The organism is Streptomyces sp. Je 1-369, from assembly GCF_026810505.1.
GTDB lineage: Bacteria > Actinomycetota > Actinomycetes > Streptomycetales > Streptomycetaceae > Streptomyces.
On sequence record NZ_CP101750.1, the window covers coordinates 4285279 to 4301377 of the forward strand.

Annotated in this window: 16 protein-coding genes; 4 read left to right on the forward strand and 12 right to left on the reverse strand. The window is 71.3% G+C overall.

The features are described from left to right. Positions 1-49 precede the first annotated feature (49 nt). The 4 genes from NOO62_RS19475 to NOO62_RS19490 are packed head-to-tail and all read left to right on the forward strand — an operon-like array spanning position 50 to position 7194. Positions 50-1552 (forward strand): hypothetical protein, encoded by a 1503-nt coding sequence (locus NOO62_RS19475; RefSeq protein WP_268772164.1) that lies wholly within the window; start codon positions 50-52, stop codon positions 1550-1552. Further along, positions 1549-4248 carry an MGH1-like glycoside hydrolase domain-containing protein gene (locus NOO62_RS19480; RefSeq protein ID WP_268772165.1) on the forward strand — a complete coding sequence of 900 codons (2700 nt, stop codon included), beginning with the start codon at positions 1549-1551 and terminating at the stop codon, positions 4246-4248. The genes NOO62_RS19475 and NOO62_RS19480 overlap by 4 nt, the downstream gene beginning before the upstream one ends. Then, positions 4245-5732, forward strand: coding sequence for an alpha-amylase (locus NOO62_RS19485; RefSeq protein WP_268772166.1), 1488 nt, complete (start codon positions 4245-4247; stop codon positions 5730-5732). Before NOO62_RS19480 ends, NOO62_RS19485 begins: the two co-directional genes overlap by 4 nt. Before the next feature lie 16 nt (positions 5733-5748). Then, the gene (locus NOO62_RS19490) at positions 5749-7194 is read left to right on the forward strand and encodes an MFS transporter (RefSeq protein WP_268772168.1); all 1446 of its coding nucleotides are present in this window, start codon (positions 5749-5751) and stop codon (positions 7192-7194) included. On the opposite strand, the gene NOO62_RS19495 is transcribed toward NOO62_RS19490, so the two are convergent. The 12 genes from NOO62_RS19495 to NOO62_RS19550 all read right to left on the reverse strand — a co-directional run bounded on the left by NOO62_RS19495 (position 7191) and on the right by NOO62_RS19550 (position 16094). Next, complete coding sequence (locus tag NOO62_RS19495) at positions 7191-7700, reverse strand: RDD family protein (RefSeq protein WP_268772170.1); 510 nt, start codon at positions 7698-7700, stop codon at positions 7191-7193. The two genes, NOO62_RS19490 and NOO62_RS19495, sit on opposite strands and share 4 nt — an antisense overlap. Then, entirely contained in the window at positions 7697-8344 is a 648-nt protein-coding gene (locus tag NOO62_RS19500) for a hypothetical protein (protein ID WP_268772172.1), read from the reverse strand. Before NOO62_RS19500 ends, NOO62_RS19495 begins: the two co-directional genes overlap by 4 nt. Before the next feature lie 89 nt (positions 8345-8433). Continuing rightward, positions 8434-8904, reverse strand: coding sequence for a hypothetical protein (locus NOO62_RS19505; protein WP_268772173.1), 471 nt, complete (start codon positions 8902-8904; stop codon positions 8434-8436). 59 nt (positions 8905-8963) lie between these two features. Then, positions 8964-9383, reverse strand: a complete 420-nt coding sequence (locus tag NOO62_RS19510; RefSeq protein WP_268772174.1) for a hypothetical protein — start codon at positions 9381-9383, stop codon at positions 8964-8966. A gap of 154 nt (positions 9384-9537) precedes the next feature. Further along, positions 9538-9792, reverse strand: coding sequence for a hypothetical protein (locus NOO62_RS19515; protein WP_268772175.1), 255 nt, complete (start codon positions 9790-9792; stop codon positions 9538-9540). Then, complete coding sequence (locus tag NOO62_RS19520; RefSeq protein WP_268772176.1) at positions 9779-10006, reverse strand: hypothetical protein; 228 nt, start codon at positions 10004-10006, stop codon at positions 9779-9781. The genes NOO62_RS19515 and NOO62_RS19520 overlap by 14 nt, the downstream gene beginning before the upstream one ends. A 45-nt stretch (positions 10007-10051) precedes the next feature. Further along, positions 10052-10915, reverse strand: a complete 864-nt coding sequence (locus tag NOO62_RS19525; protein WP_268772177.1) for a peptidoglycan-binding protein — start codon at positions 10913-10915, stop codon at positions 10052-10054. A gap of 37 nt (positions 10916-10952) precedes the next feature. Then, a complete protein-coding gene (locus tag NOO62_RS19530; protein WP_268772178.1) occupies positions 10953-11588 on the reverse strand; it encodes a hypothetical protein in 636 nt (211 codons plus the stop codon). A 39-nt stretch (positions 11589-11627) separates the two neighbouring features. Next, entirely contained in the window at positions 11628-11762 is a 135-nt protein-coding gene (locus tag NOO62_RS19535; RefSeq protein ID WP_268772179.1) for a hypothetical protein, read from the reverse strand. Then, entirely contained in the window at positions 11759-14131 is a 2373-nt protein-coding gene (locus tag NOO62_RS19540; RefSeq protein ID WP_268772180.1) for a hypothetical protein, read from the reverse strand. The genes NOO62_RS19535 and NOO62_RS19540 overlap by 4 nt, the downstream gene beginning before the upstream one ends. After that, complete coding sequence (locus NOO62_RS19545; RefSeq protein ID WP_268772181.1) at positions 14118-14936, reverse strand: hypothetical protein; 819 nt, start codon at positions 14934-14936, stop codon at positions 14118-14120. Before NOO62_RS19545 ends, NOO62_RS19540 begins: the two co-directional genes overlap by 14 nt. A 45-nt stretch (positions 14937-14981) precedes the next feature. After that, positions 14982-16094: a hypothetical protein gene (locus NOO62_RS19550; RefSeq protein WP_268772182.1), complete on the reverse strand. Its 1113-nt coding sequence runs from the start codon at positions 16092-16094 to the stop codon at positions 14982-14984. Between the last annotated feature and the right edge of the window lie 5 nt (positions 16095-16099).

The window sequence follows — 16099 nt, forward strand, 5'->3', positions numbered from 1 at the left end:
GGTCGCCCCGCGGTCGCTGCCCGACAGTGGGCGCCGGAGGTGCGACGCCATGGCCCACGAACAAGCTGCGGACGACCGCACGACCACCGGTGGCCCCGGTGCCGACGACGAACTGGTGCGGCTGCGCGCGGAGGTCGCGGCCCTGCGGTCCCGCGCCGACACCCGACGGAGCGGGAAGGTCCGGCTCCTGGTGGTCCGGCGCGTGGCCGCCGCCGTGCTGATCGCGCTCGCGGCCGTCCTCGCGGTCACGTCGGTCGTCGGCGTGTGGGGTGCGCGGACCACGCTCAGCACCGGGCGGTGGGTCGACACGGTGGACGACCTGCCGAGCCACCCCGCGGTGAACAGGGCCGTGTCCGCGTACCTCACGGACCAGATCTTCGGCCGGCTCGAGGTCGAGCAGCGGCTGTCGGAGGCGCTGCCCGACCGGGCGGCGTTCCTCGCCCCGCCGGTCACCGGGGCGGTACGGGACTACGTACGCACCTCGGTCTCCGAACTCATCGCGACCGACGAGTTCCAGACCCTGTGGCGCACCACCAACCGGTTCGCGCACGAGCGGATCGTCACGATCCTGGAGGAGAGGAACAAGAACGTGCGGGCCGAGGGCGACACGGTCACCCTCAACCTCCTCCCCATGATCAACAACGTGCTCGACACGCTGGAGGACCGGCTCCCCACGCTCTTCGGCAAGGACCTCGACCTGCCCCGCATCACCTCCGGCGAGATACCGCCCGGGCTGCACGACCGCATCGAGGACGCGCTCGGCGTGACGCTGCCGGACGACTTCGGGCAGGTGCGGCTCTACGACCGCGGTGAGCTGAGCCAGGTCCAGGAGATGGTGCTGCTGTTCAAGCGGGCGGTGTGGGGGATCGTCATCGCCGTACCCGTACTGCTCGCCCTCGCCCTGTGGATCTCCCCGAACCGGCGCCGCACCGTCCTCCAGTTCGGGCTGTGGCTGGTGGTCGCCGTCACCGTGCTGACCAGCGTGCTGCGGGCGGTGCGGGACCAGCTCCTGGCCCAGGTGAAGCCGGGCGCGTACCGCGAAGGGGTGCGTGACGTGCTGTGGACCGTGTTCGAGACCCTGCGCGAGCGGGGCGCCCAGCTCCTGTGGCTCGGCGTCGCCATCGCCGTCGTCGCCTACCTCGTCGGGCCCGGCCGGCTTCCCGTGTGGCTGCGACGCACCGTCGCCAAGGGGGCGCGGGCCTTCGGCGGGCTCGTGGTGCGGGCCGCACGCCGTGGCACGGGGGCGGGAGCGCGGCGGTGGGTCCGCGGGCACGCCGATGTGCTGCGGGTCGGCGGGCTCTTCGTGGCGGTCCTCGTCGCGCTGCTGCTCGCCTCGTGGACGGCGCTGCTCGTCGTGGCCCTGGTGCTCCTCGCGTACGAGGCGGGGGTCACGCTCCTGGCGCGCGGCGGGCCCGAAGCGGCTTCCGAGGACCGCGACGACGCCTCCGAGGACCGCGATGCTGCCTCACCCACCGCAGGTGAGGCCCGGCCACGACCCGGCACGGAGACTGACGCTGCCCAGGTCACCTCGTCGCAGGGAGGGAACCCATGAGCACAGGCACGAACACCGAACAGATCGGCCCGAGGGGCGACGACGAAGGCCGGTGGCGGCTCTGGGGCCCCTACCTGAGCGAGCGCCAGTGGGGCACGGTCCGCGAGGACTACAGCGAGAACGGCGACGCGTGGTCGTACTTCCCGCACGACCACGCCCGGTCCCGGGCCTACCGCTGGGGCGAGGACGGACTCGGCGGGATCTGCGACGAGAAGCAGCGCCTCTGCTTCGCCCTCGCGCTGTGGAACGGCCGCGACCCCATCCTCAAGGAGCGCGCCTTCGGCCTCACCAACGGCGAGGGCAACCACGGGGAGGACGTCAAGGAGTACTACTTCTACCTCGACAGCACCCCCAGCCACTCGTACATGCGCTACCTGTACAAGTACCCGCAGGCCGAATACCCCTATGGCGACCTCGTGGCCACCAACCGGGAGCGCGGACGCGGCGACTTCGAGTACGAGCTCCTCGACACCGGGATGTTCGCCGACAACCGCTACTTCGACGTGACCGTCGAGTACGCCAAGGCCGCGCACGACGACATCCTCATCCGCGTCACCGTCGACAACCGCGGCCCCGAAGAGGCCACCGTGCACGTCCTGCCGACACTGTGGTTCCGCAACACCTGGTCGTGGACCGAGGGCGGCGGCGAGAAGCCCCGGATCACCGCGGCCGACAGCTCCGGCGGCACCGTGTCCCTCACCGCGACCCACCCCGAACTCGGCAGCTACGACCTGCGTTTCGGCGACCGGGTGCCCCTGCTCTGCACGGAGAACGAGACCGACAACGAGCGGCTCTTCGGCTCGCCCAACGCATCGCCGTACACCAAGGACGGCATCGGCAGGCACGTCGTGAACGGGGAGATCGGAGCCGTCAATCCGGCGCGGCACGGCACCAAGGCCGCCGGCCACTGGACCCTCACCCTGCCCGCGGGAAGCTCGACGACCCTGCGGATGCGGCTCGCGCCCACCGGCTCACAGCCCTCGCTCGGCCGCGGCTTCGACTCCGTCCTCGCCGCGCGCATCGCCGAGGCGGACGGCTTCTACGACGAGCTGGCGCCGGAGCGTGCGGGTGAGGACGAGCGCCGCGTGATGCGGCAGGCCTTCGCAGGGATGCTGTGGAGCAAGCAGTACTACCACTTCGACCTGGAGACGTGGCTGGCCGAGCACGGCCTGGCGCCGTGGAGCCTGCCCCGCGGCGACGACACCCGCAACCGCGAGTGGTTCCACATGGTCAGCGACGACATCATCTCCATGCCCGACAAGTGGGAGTACCCCTGGTTCGCCGCCTGGGACCTGGCCTTCCACGCCATCGCCCTGTCGATGGTGGACGTCGGCTTCGCCAAGGAGCAGCTGGAGCTGCTGACCCGGGACGCCTATCTGCACCCCAACGGGCAGCTCCCCGCGTACGAATGGAACTTCAGCGACGTCAACCCGCCGGTGCACGCGTGGGCCGCGTACTTCGTCTACACGATGGAGGAGCGCATCAGCGGCCACGCCGACCGCGCGTTCCTGGAGCGCACCTTCCAGAAGCTCCTGACGAACTTCACCTGGTGGGTCAACCGCAAGGACCCCACCGGCCGCAACGTCTTCCAGGGCGGCTTCCTCGGCCTCGACAACATCGGCGTCTTCGACCGCAGCGCGCCCCTGCCCACCGGCGGCCAGCTCGAACAGGCCGACGGGACCGCGTGGATGGCCCTGTACTGCCAGGCCATGCTCCAGATCGCCCTGGAACTCGTCGAGCACAACCCGGCCTACGAGGACCTGGTCCTCAAGTTCGTTGAGCACTACCTGTGGATATCCGCCGCCATGGACCGCGTCGGCGACCTCGACGACGGCATGTGGGACGAGGAGGACGGCTTCTACTACGACGTGCTGCGGCTGCCCGACGGGCAGGCGATCCGACTCAAGGTGCGCTCGATGGTCGGGCTGCTTCCGCTCTGCGCGTCGACCGTGTTCCGGCCCTCCCAGCTCGCGAAGGTGCCCGGTCTGCGCGAACGGCTGCACCGCTTCGCGACCCGCCACCCGTCGCTCTCCGCCACCCTCGCCTCCGCCCGGGCAGGCTCCACGGGCGGGCCGCGGCTGCTGTCGGTGATGGACGAGAAGAAGCTGCTCCGCGTACTCGAACGGCTGCTGTCCGAGGACGAGTTCCTCGGCCCGTACGGTCTGCGTGCCCTCTCCCGACACCACGCCGAGCACCCCTATACCTTCTGGGTCAACGGCGAGCAGCACCAGGTGAGTTACGTGCCCGCCGAGTCGGACTCCGGGATGTTCGGCGGCAACTCCAACTGGCGCGGGCCCGTGTGGTTCCCGGTCAACGCCCTCGTCGTACGGGCCCTGCTCAACCTGTACGGCTTCTACGGCGACGACCTCACCGTGGAGTGCCCCTCCGGCTCCGGTGTGCGGATGAACCTCTACGAAGTCGCCGAGGAGATCTCGCGGCGGCTCGGCGCGACGTTCCTGCGCGACGCCGACGGGCGCAGGCCCGTCTACGGCGGGCAGGAGAAGTTCCAGAACGACCCGCACTGGCGCGACCTGATCTCGTTCTACGAGTACTTCCACGGGGACAACGGCGCGGGCATCGGCGCCGCCCACCAGACCGGCTGGACCGGCCTGGTGGCCCCCCTGATGATGGTCTTCGGGAGCCTCGGCCCCCGGGACTTCCTGGCCGACCCCGACTCCGGGGAGGGGACCTCATGACCGGGCTGCCCGCACAACCCGTCGTGCACGAAGTGAACACCCGGGTGTGGCTGCGCGAGCTCCAGCGGCGCACCGGCTCGCACACCGGCCTCGCCGACGTCCCCAAGGACGCCTGGGACCACATCACCCCGCACGGCGTCGACGCCGTCTGGCTCATGGGGGTGTGGGAGCGGAGCCCGGCGGGCCGCGCCATCGCCCTGCGCGACGCGTCGCTGCGGGACGCCTTCGCGCGGGCGGTGCCCGACATCGCCGACGACGAGATCGCCGGGTCGCCCTACTGCATCCGCCGCTACGAGGCCGACGCGGCCCTGGGCGGCGCCGAGGGGCTCGCCGTGGCCCGCGCCGAGCTCGACCGGCGCGGCGTCGGACTGCTGCTCGACTACGTGCCGAACCACGTCGCGCCCGACAGCCCGTGGGTGACCGAGCACCCCGAGTACTTCGTCCGTGGCACGGCCGAGGACCTGCGGCGCGATCCGGCCGCGTTCCTCGACACCGGCACCGAGGTGTACGCGCGCGGCCGGGACCCCTTCTTCCCGCCGTGGCCCGACGTCGTCCAGCTCGACGCCTTCGCGCCCGCCCTGCGCGCCGCCACCGCCCAGGTCCTCACCGACATCGGGAGCGTCTGCGACGGGGTGCGCTGCGACATGGCGATGCTGCTCATGAACGACGTCTTCGCCCGCACCTGGGGGCAGTACGCGGGGTTCGCGCCCCAGCAGGAGTTCTGGCCCACCGTGCTCGCCGACGTCCGGCGCCGCCACCCGGCCATGGTCTTCGCCGCCGAGGCGTACTGGGACCTCGAATGGGCCCTCCAGCAACAGGGGTTCGACTTCTGCTACGACAAGCGGCTCTACGACCGCATCGTGCACGAGGACGCGGAATCCGTCCGGCAGCACCTCCAGGCGCCGGTGGACTACCAGCGCCGCCTCGTACGGTTCCTGGAGAACCACGACGAGCCGAGGGCCGCGCACACGCTGCCCGCCGACAAGGAACGTGCGGCGGCCGTCGCCATCGCGACACTGCCCGGGGCGACGCTGTGGCACGAGGGCCAGTTCACCGGGCGCCGCACCCAGCTGCCCGTCTTCCTGGACCGCAGGCCCGAGGAGGAACCCGACACCGGGCTCCGCGCCTTCCACGAACGGCTCCTGTCCGCCGTCCACAAGAGCGGGATGCGCGAGGGGAGTTGGCGGCTGATCGGCAGCGAGGGGTGGCCCGACAACCCCAGCCACCGCTCCGTGCTCGCCTGGAGCTGGACCGGTGCCCGCGGACGGTTCGCCGTGGCCGTGAACCTCTCCGGGCGGCCCGCGCAGGCCAGGATCCGCCTGCCCTGGCCCGAACTGGGCGGCCGTCCGACGCAGCTGACCGGCCTCCTGGACGGCTCCCGCCACGCACGCTCCGGCGACGAGCTGAACGACCCCGGCCTCTACGTCGACCTCGCCCCCTGGGGCACCCACCTGTTCGCCGTCGCCGCCGACAGCGGCACCTGACCGGACGGCGGCACCCATGTCCGACCACACCACGCCGCCGGGCCCGGCATCGGGTCCGGCGCCGGGACCGACCACCGGCGGACCCCGCCACGTCCTGCTCCCCCTGGCCCTCGCCCAGTTCATCTGCAGCTTCGCGGGCTCCAACATGAACGTGATGATCAACGACATCAGCGAGGACCTGGACACCACGGTGCAGGGCGTCCAGACCGCCATCACGATCTTCCTCCTCGTGATGGCGGCCCTTATGATCCCCGGCGGCAAGCTCACCGACCGCTACGGCCGCAAACGCTGCTTCCAGGCGGGCCTCGCGGTGTACGGCGTCGGCGCCCTGCTCAGCGCGTTCGCACCCGGCCTCGGCCTGCTCATCCTCGGCAACTCCGTCCTGGAGGGCATCGGCACGGCCCTGCTCATCCCGCCCGTGTACATCCTCGCCACGCTGCTGTACACCGGCGTGACCGACCGGGCCCGCGCCTTCGGCGCCATCATGGCCATGGGCGGCATCGGCGCGGCCGCGGGGCCGTTGATCGGCGGACTCATCACCACGGCGATCAGCTGGCGTGCCGCCTTCGTGTTCCAGGCCCTCATCGTCGGCCTCATCCTGCTGCTCAGCCGTCGCGTGCCCGACCCGCTGCCCGCGGCCCCCACCGCTTCCTTCGACATCCGCGGCACGGTCCTCAGCGCCGTCGGACTCATCGTCCTGGTCACGGGCATCCTGGCCGTCGACGACAACGCGTGGCTGGCCGTCGCGCTGCTCGCCGCCGGGGCACTGATCCTCCTCTGGTTCTTCCGCTCGGCACGCGCGATGGAGAGGGCGGGCAAGGAACCGCTCCTCTCCACCTCCCTCTTCCACAACCGCACCTCCAACCTGGGCCTCATCACCCAGCACGTGCAGTGGCTGGTGCTGATGGGGGTGTCGTTCGTCGTCGCCGCCTACCTCCAGGTCGTCCGCGGCTACAACGCCATCGAGACCGGCGTGATCTTCACGGCGGCAACGGTGGGCCTGCTCGCCTCGTCCCTGGCCGCCGAACGCTTCGCCAGACGCCGCGCCCAACGGACGCTCATCACGGGCGGGTTCGCCATCACCCTCGGCGGCCTCGTCGTCCTGCTCGCCATGTCGGGCGGCTCCGCGAGCGCCTGGGCGTCGTCCCCCGGGCTCTTCCTCATCGGGGTGGGCCTCGGGGTGATGCTGACTCCGTCGGTCAACATCGTCCAGTCGAGCTTCGGCGAGGACGAGCAGGGCGAGATATCGGGCCTGTCCCGCAGCGTCTCGAACCTGGGTTCGTCCGTGGGCACCGCCATCGCGGGCACGATCCTCGTCGCCGACCCGGCCCACGCGTACGCCGCCGCGTTGATCACCCTCGCCGCGCTGGGCCTGGTCGGCCTCGGCGCCGCGACGCTACTGCCCAGGGGCGCGGTCCCGAACGTGGCGACGACGCGGGGGCGGGCCGCGGGGGCGGGTTAGGGGTTCGGGGCGTTGCTGCGGTACGCGGAGACCGCCGGGCTGCGGGGTGTCCAGTCGTAGATGACCGTGCTGCGCACCAGAACGTCCTGGACGGATGCGTTGCGGCGGCTCAGGGGGATCCACAGCAGGCCCGCCGGGAGGGCCAGGCAGAGTGCGGCCCGCAGCAGCGCGGGCGCTGCCCGGAGCAGGCGGCCCGAGCGGGCGCTCACCCGCAGCCCCATCACCTGGCCCCCGGCTGTACGGCCCGTCGTGACCCAGCTGCCCGCCGCGTAGGAGAGGGCGATCGCGGTGCCGCACGCCGCCGTCACCCACGCGGGCGGGTCGAGGGTCCTGAACGGCGGTCCGGTCACCACGAGGACGAGCGCGGACGCCCCCAGGTGCAGGACGACGCCGAGCAACGCCACGACCAGCGCGTCGATGCCACAGGCGAGGAGCCGTGAGACGAGCCCGGCGGGCCGTCCCCGCGCCTGCCGCGGCACGTCCGGGGCCGCCGCGTCGCCGTTCACGCGGGCGGCCGTACCGGCCGGGACAGCGGGGTCTCGCGCCGCCCGTCCGGCGTTCTGCGCAGGAGGCGGTCCGTGAGCTGGGCGACCAGGCGGTCGGCCCTGATGCCGCGTTCCCGTACGGCCTCGACGGTCTCGCGTGTCATGCCGCTGCCGGCCTCTCTGGCGATGCGCTGCACGTCGATCTCCGCGAGGACGTCGAGGACCAGGGCGACCAGGTCGATGCGGGCGATGACGGCGTCGACGTCGAGGCGCAGGGCGATCGCGTCGACGTCCACCCGCTCCACCACCCGGTCCACGTCGAGGCGCCGGGCGATCGCGTCGACGTCGACACGGTCCACGATCTCGTCCACGTCCACGCGCCCCACGACCCGGTTCACGTCGACGCGGGACACGATCCGGTCGACGTCGACGCGCTCCACGACCCGGTCGACGTCGACCCGCTCGACCACGCGGTCGACGTCGACCCGCTCGACCACGCGGTCGACGTCCACGCGGGACACCACGTCGTCGAGTTCGATGCGCCGCACGACGGCGGCGAGCAGTTCACGTACGACCGCGTCGAGACCCGCGCCCGCGGCCCTGAGCACCAGGCGCGGCACGAACAGCAGCGTGCCTGCGATGTCGGTGCCTCTGCATGCGTTCACCCCGGCATCGCACCGGACCGCCGGGCCGCCGTCCTCCTCCCTGGCGGGTGAGGTTCGGCGCCACCGACCGTCCTCAGCACGTCACCACCTCACAGGGGTGCCCCGTACGCCTTGTGGGCCTCTCGTCGCCCGTACGTGGCGAGGGACCAGATGACCACGACGTCGAGCAGGATGATGAGCGCCGACCACACCGGGTGGTACGGCGTGAAGAAGAAGTGCTCCATCGCGCTCAGCCCCGCGAGCCCGATGCCCACGCCACGGGCCCACGTCTTGCCGGAGAAGAGGCTCAGCGCCGCGGCGAGCACCACGACTCCGGTGAGCATCTCGACCCAGCCGCGGGTGTTGACGTCGAAGTCGTAGGAATAGTTGTTCTGCGTCTCGTAGTAGTTGTCGCTCAGGATCGCGGAGAGGCCCGCGATGACGTGGAACGAGCCGACGAGGCCCAGCACGCACGCGGCGAACACGACCCCGCCGAGGGTCAGGACGCCGACGCGGTGCTCCGGTTCGGGCGGGGGCGCACCGGGGCCGGCGGCCGGGTTCCGGGTGTAGTGCTCAGCCATGTCGAACCTCCTGGTGGGCCTGCTTCTTCGGCGTACGTTCCCGTCCGTCCCGCATGGCCCTAGACGTCCTCGCGCCGCACCACGCACAGACCCCAGATGATGAAGCCGTTGACGGCGATCAGGGTCAGGGACCAGAAGGGGTAGTACGGGATCGACAGGAAGTTGGCGATCATCAGCAGCCCGGCGATGATCACGCCGAGCACCCGGGCCCACGCCATCGCCACGAACAGACCCGCGCTGACGCCGATCGCGACCACACCGAGGATCAGGTGGATCCAGCCCCAGCTCGTCAGGTCGAACTGGAAGACGTAGTCGCGGGTCGTGAGGAACACGTCGTCCTCGAGCACGGCCATGAGGCCACGGATGAAGCCCATGATGCCCGCGATCATCAGCATGACCGCGGCGAAGACGGTCAGTCCGGCGGCGGCCGCCTGTGCGGTGCTGCTCGAACGGTGGTGCACAGGTGTCGAGGTGGCCATGACAGGACCTCCAAGCTCGGGAAGTGCCGGTTGCACCGTTGTGCGTGGAGTCTTCTCCCCGGCCGGGGCCCCGGTGGTCACCCTCCGGGGGTGATAGCGGGAACGACGAAAGGGCCCGGCCACCGTGGCGGCCGGGCCCATGTCGTTCAGCGCCTCACCTGCCGCCCGACTGCCAGAGCGTGACGGCCAGGGCGGTGCAGGAGGTGATCGCCGCCAGGGAGGGCAGCGGCCAGCGGCTGCGTTCCAGGGCGTCGAGACGGTCCTCGTGCTCCGAGAGGGTCTTGTCGGTCTGGTCGGCGCGCTGGAGCAGGAGCGCCAGATCACCCCTGGTGGTGGCGAAACCGACGTCTACGGAACGGCGCAGCCGCTCCAGCTCGAGGGGGACGCTCCCCGTCTCAGCTCCCGCCATCGTCCACCCCCCGCCTCCGCAGCCACGGGGGCAGCAGCGCCTCGACGGCCGGCACGGCCATCAGGCGGCTCAGCGCCGCGGCGAAGGCGACGAGGCCCGCGAGCACCGGGACGTCGGCGACGCCAGGGTCGGCGGCGAGCAGCGGCAGCGCGGTGATGAGGGTGACGAGCGCTTGTACGGCGGTGCGCAGGCCTCTGCGCGTGGCATCGGTCATGATCGTCCTCCAGGACTCGGGACGTGGGCCTCGGAACGTCGGGGATCACGCCCGCGGCACGCGCAGGCGGTCCCAGCTCGCGCGGCCCGGTATCCCGTCCGCGTCCGCGCCCCGGTAGCCGAGCTTGTGCTGCCAGGCGGCGTACGAGGCACGGTCGGCCTCGGTCCAGACGGGCCCGGGCCCGACCTCGTACCGCCCGCAGCCCTCCTTGACGAGCCGCCGCCCGACGGACGTGAACAGCGCGTCCCGCCGCCCGATCGCGAAGAACGCGGCCCCGGGGAACGGTTCGTACGCGGTGCCTCCGTCGCCTTCGCCGCCCGGCGCGTCGGAGCCGAGCCGCTTCGCGACCCGCCCCCGCATCACCGGCATGGAGAAGGTCGGGTCGATCTTGCGCCGGGTCCACTCCTTGTGGCCGATGACGCTCGCCCCCGACCAGCCGTGCGCCCGGCACAGCGCCGCCGAGAGGCGTTCCACCGTGTCGAGCTGGGCGGCGGGGAAGGGGTCGCGGCCGTTGCCGAGGTTCTCGATCTCGAAGCCGTAGAACCGGGCGTTGCCGTCCACGGCGTCGGGCCCCGGCCGCGACGGCAGCGTCTTCGACCTGCGCACGGCGTCGAGCGCCGCGGCCGAACCGTTGCCCGCGTGGTTGGTGCGGCCGTAGCCGACCAGGTGGAGCGTGCCGTCCTTGCCGATCAGCCCGATGCAGAGCGGTCCCGGCAGATCCGGCATGCCCCGGCGGCAGAGGGCGAGGCTGTCGCGTCCTGCGGTGTGGTGCAGCATGACGCCGTGCACCGGGCCCCAGGCGCCCTTGTGGTTGCGGTTGTGCGTCCTCCAGTTGCCGTGTTCTCTCATGCGGACGCCCTCGCCGCGCAGGGCGCGAACGAGGGCGTCGGGGGACAGAGGCGTGGCCATGTGGCCTCCCCGGGGTGTGTCAGATGCGTCAGACGCGTCAGATCAGGGATGTGATGTTGAGGTAGCGGTTGCTGAGGGTGAGGGTGCCCGCGGTGGTGCGGTAGGCGCCGGTCACGGTGTAGGCGGCGCCCGGAGTGAGGCCGGTGAGCGGGATCTGCATGCTCGCCGTGACCTGGTTCGTGCCGCCGACGACGGCCGCGCGGGCGTCGGCAGCGGCACTGACGACCCTGGTGCCCTGCTTCACGGAGGCCGAGAAGTACGCGAGACCGGCCGCGCTGTTGTTGAAGCGGGCACCGACCGTGAGGACCGCGGCGCCGTACGGCGGGGCGAGGAACGTCATGGCGAAGGGCTCGGTGGCGCCGGTGAGTGTCTCGACATATGCGGTCGATGTCGTCGTACCCGTCAGGGGGCTCGACCAGTGCGCCGGGCCGAGGGAGAGCGGGGCCCACAGCTTGCCGGTGGTGAAGTAGTAGTGCCGGCCCGGGTTGTTGAGCCAGGCGATCATGCCGGGGATCGGGTCGGTCACCTTCGCGTCGCGGGCGGCGGCGTCGGCGAACCGCAGCACGGTGCGGCCGTCGACGGCCTCGGCGAGGGACTGCAGGTGGACGGGGATGTCGGCGTTGTCGGCGGGCTGCGGGTAGGGCAGGTTGCCGAGGGGGGTGAGAGCGACCATGGTCTTCTGTCTCCTCCGAATACAGGGGGCGTTGAGGGGTCAGCCTGCGAGGGGCGGCTGCAGCATGTCGCTCAGCCCCGACCCCTCGTCGTCCGCCGCCACCAGGGGGTCGTCGATCTGAACGGGGCCGGGCGGCGGTACGTACCCCTCCGTGAGCGTCGCTTCCTCGTTCACGCCGGGTCTCCCGTCGTCTCCAGCAGCGTCCGGTAGCTGATCGCCTTCGCCGTGAGGGCGCCGAGCGTCGCATACTGGGCGGTGAGGCGTCCGTACTTCCGCTGCACTCCGTAGGCGGGGTCGACCGGGGCGTCGGGGACCAGCCCTTCATCGCCCGGTGCGCCGTTGTAAGCGGTGCCGCGCAGGGTGAGGGTCTGCTGCGGCACGCCACCGGCCGCGTGCGTGGTGCGGATGCCCACGACCCAGGCCAGCGTGTCGAGTTCGGCGCCCGCCGTGTCGACCACCCGGACGACGTCGCCGAGCTGGATGCGCGGATCGTGCAGGACCTCGACGTCGCCGAGGAGTGGCACGGGGTAGCGGCCCGCGGTGAGCATGGCCTTCGCGAGCACGGAAGCGGTCTCCACCGTCTGCACCCAGTCGGCGGACGGCGCCGTGTACTGCTGCTTGCCGTAGTACTTCTGGCTGGTCGAGTTGGTCCACGCGTACGAACGCAGCTTCGGGTCGACATTGCGCTTGATCGGCTGGAGCCGCACGGAGGGCTTGCCGTCCTTCGTCACCGTCCACAGGGTGGCCGCGCTGTGGTTGGCGAACCGCACGAAGTACGTCGGCCCGTCCCGCCAACAGCTGACCGTGACATCGCCCTTGACCGACGTCCCACCGGTCTTGGCGGTGCCGAAGCGCACCTGGTGGCCCTTGCCGACGACGCTGTCGTCCAGGACGACGGGCGGGCCGACCTCGACGTCGTCCTCGGCCATGGCGTACTGCACGACGATCGCCGAGTTCGGCTTGATCTCCCGTACCGCGGTGTCCAGGATCGGCTCGCCGTCCACGTACCCGACCCCTTTCCAGTCCTGGTAGGGCTGCTCACAGTGGTTGCGGCACGCGTCGATCTCTTCGGTGACGGTGAGCGAGGAGATGTTCCGGCGCGTGGTGACGGTGAGGTCGGGCGCGGCCGGCACCTTGGTGAACCGCGAGGGGCCGCGCCAGTGGAAGACGCCCTGCTCGTCGAATTCGGCGGTGGACATGCTGGCCCGGGCGATCTCGGTGATCGCGTCCCACTGGGATCCCGACACCTTCGGAATGTCGTAGAGAGGCAGCTCGGGGGTGTCGAGGACGGCACCCTTGGTCCACTGCCCCCGCTGCTCCCACTCCTCCTGCGGATAGGTGGAGGTGTCCGTCCAGACCCGGTCGGTGACCTGGAGGCACTCGACGGCCATGTCCGTCTTCAGGTTGATCTGCTGCAACTCGGAGACCGGCTGCCAAGCGGCCTCTTCCACGAAGGTGTATTTCTCGCCCACGTGGTACGAGCCGTCGGGCGCGGTCAGGCGTGGCTGCACGGTCGGACGGACGATCGTCCCGGTCGACGTGGTGTCGACCATGAGGCTCAGGTGCCAGGTCCCGCGCAGCGTGGCCAGTTTGGCGAAGGTCCGGGTGATCTCCAGTCCGCCGACGGTGTTGGTGCCCGATCCGATGTGCACGTTGCCCGTGGCGATGTCGAAGGTGGCCCTGATGTCCCCTGTCCTCGTGCCGTTCTGGTCGAACACCGCCGTCAACTCGACGATGTTGCCGCGCGTGAGCGCCGTGTTGACCCAGCACTCCATCTGGAAGACCTTGCCCGGCAGGGTGAACCGCGAGCGCGGCATCCAGGACACCTTGAGCCCGGCCGCCTTCGGCATCAGGGCCATCTCGAAGGGCGCGCCCTCGCGGATCCAGTCGTACTCCGACGGATCGGGCAGGCTCTCCGGCTGGCCGTACGTCGCGTTGAACCCGCCGTGCAGGGAAGCGTAGAGCGCGGTGAACGGCTTGACGTCGGCCGGGTCGACGGCCGGAGCACGCGGCGGCGGACAGCTGTGGATGCCGCCCTGGCGCAGGAGTTCGTCGACGCACCAGGTGGCGGTGGCCACAGGCTTCTTGAACATGTACCCGTGGTACGGCCGCGGCAGATAAGCCGGGCCCCTCAACCGCTCCGCCCCGTCCAGCGCCTGCACGGTGACGGTGTCACTGCCTGACGACGCCGTGCGCGAGCGGACGGTGCCGCGGAAGGCGGGCACGGTACGGCCCCCGGCCCCCGCCGTGTGGACGACGGACTGTCCGGGACGTACGAGATCACCCGTGAGCCGGTCCGCCCAGGCCGAATAGAGCCGCGGCGCGGGAACGCCCTCCGCGCCGCCGAGCAACAGCTCCAGCTGCGCGGAGGCACTGCCCGAAACGGCACGCATCGCCTCGGGAAGGTCCGTCGCGTACGCCCGCTCGACCTTCCACGACTGGACCTGCGGGCCGACCTCCTTGCCGCCGAGGCGGGTGGAGTGGGCCGGTGCGCGCTCCGGTGTGGACAGGGCCCGGTCCAGGACCTCGTCAGAGCGCTGCATCGCGGACCTCCACGAGGTCGAGGCTGACGTTGCGGTACGGCAGGCGGGCCGCGGGTACGTCCGTGTACGCCGTGACCGTCATGGCCGGGCAGCCGTCGCCGAGCGCGTGCGCGACGGGCTCCTCGTCGAGGGTGAGGCAGGCGCCCGCGAGACCGAACAGGCCGACGACGCCGGGCCGTGCGACGGGCGTGACGTAGGCGGCGTCCGCGGGAGCGACGGCGGTGACGGAGGCGCCGGTGGCGTGGCTGCTGCTGAGGTACTTGCCGTCCGCCGCCTTCCAGTCCAGCTGGACGGTGGCGACGGCCGGATCCCAGCCCTCCGGAAGCAGCCAGGACGCCCGCATGCCCGGCACGACGGGCCAGCCGGTCCACACCCCGTGGATCCACCCGACGGCGGCGCCCGCTTCCCGGCAGTCGACAGTCGTGACACCGTCGGCGGCCCTGGCCAGCGCGATGTCGCCGTTCATGGTGAACCAGTGGTCCCAGCCGCCGGGGATCTCCGACTGCCCGGCCGCCTGATAGGGGTCGAGCAGGTTGACGGAGGCGGGGTCGAGGACGACGAGGGGGCCGCGCCCGGTGCCGACGCGGCGCGCGAGCCGGGCGAGGTGCTGGGCGTCCTCGGGCTCCAGCCACTCGAAGGACAGCTTGAGACGGCGAATGGTGCGGGTGGGCGCGAAGGTGGTGACGCGCCCTTCGAGCGCCTTGAACTCGGTGACGTTGAGCTCGGCGGTGCGGTCCCAGCTCTTCGCCGCCTGCCGGATTTCCCGGAGCCGGCCGGGGGCTCCGATCCACAGGTTCCTGGCCATGGACTCCTCCTGTTCTGTTGTGGGTCGCGGGCGGTGGGGCCTCGGTTACCTGCGGGCGAGGGCACGCCGGCCCGCGAAGACGGCGCGGGCGATGGTCTGCGAGTCGACGTCGACGTGGACGGGCCGGTCGGCGAGGCGCTCCATGGCCTCGGCGAGGCGGCGCAGGGCGACGGCGTTGCCGCCGCCGTTGCTGATCATCCGTTCCAGCCGGGAGAGCGGGATGACGGCTTCGCTCTCGCCCGCCTCACCGACGAGCGCGAGCGTGCCGCCGTTGCGGGCCTGCACGATGCCGCCCTGGGCGAGGTGCGGGACGGGCACGTGAAGCCGCGGGAACCCGAACGACTTCCCTCCCCACTTCGGCACCCAGCTGGGGATGGAGATCTTGATCCCGGCGAGGACGCCGAACACGCCGTTGAGGGCGGAGGCGAGCCCCTTGATCGGGGTCAGGATCAGATTGCCGAGCCCCTTCACCAGCGGCTTGATGAAGTCGACGGCGGAGCGGGTACCGGACTTGATGCCCTTCCAAGCGGCGTTCATGCCGCGCTTCAGGGCGGCGGTGACCTTGTCCATCTTCACGAACTGGGTGATCAGCGGGGCGGCGAGCGTCATGATGAGCCCGAACGGGCTGCCCGCCATGGCGAGGTTGAGCCCCTTCTGTGCGGCGCTCGCCCCCTTGAGCCCCTTGCCCAGTTTGCCCATCGACTTGCCGCCGTTGTCGGCGTTCTTGCCCGCCTTCCCGACGGACTTGTCGACGGCATCGGCCTGACGCTTCACGTCACGCAGGGCGGTCTTGGCCTTGTCCGCGGAGCTCCGCAGCTTGTCGAGCGAGCTCTTGAATTTGTCGGACCCCTTCTTCGCCTTCCCCAGGGACCCGTCGGCGGTACGGAGCCCGGAGTGCAGCTTCTTCACCGCGCTGCTGCTGCTGTTGGCGGACGTACGCAGCTTGCCCACCGCGGAGGCGGCGGACGTGGTGGACTTGCCGAGCTTGCCGACGGCGGAGGCGGCGGAACCGGTGGGCTTGCCCAGCTTGTTGACGGAGCCCGCGGCGGAGCCGGTGGACTTCCCCAACTTGCCGACTTGAGTGGCGGCCTGGCTCGCGGCGCCGCGCATGCGGCCGAGTTGGGTGGCCGCGGTACTTATGGACTTGTTCAATGCCATGGTTG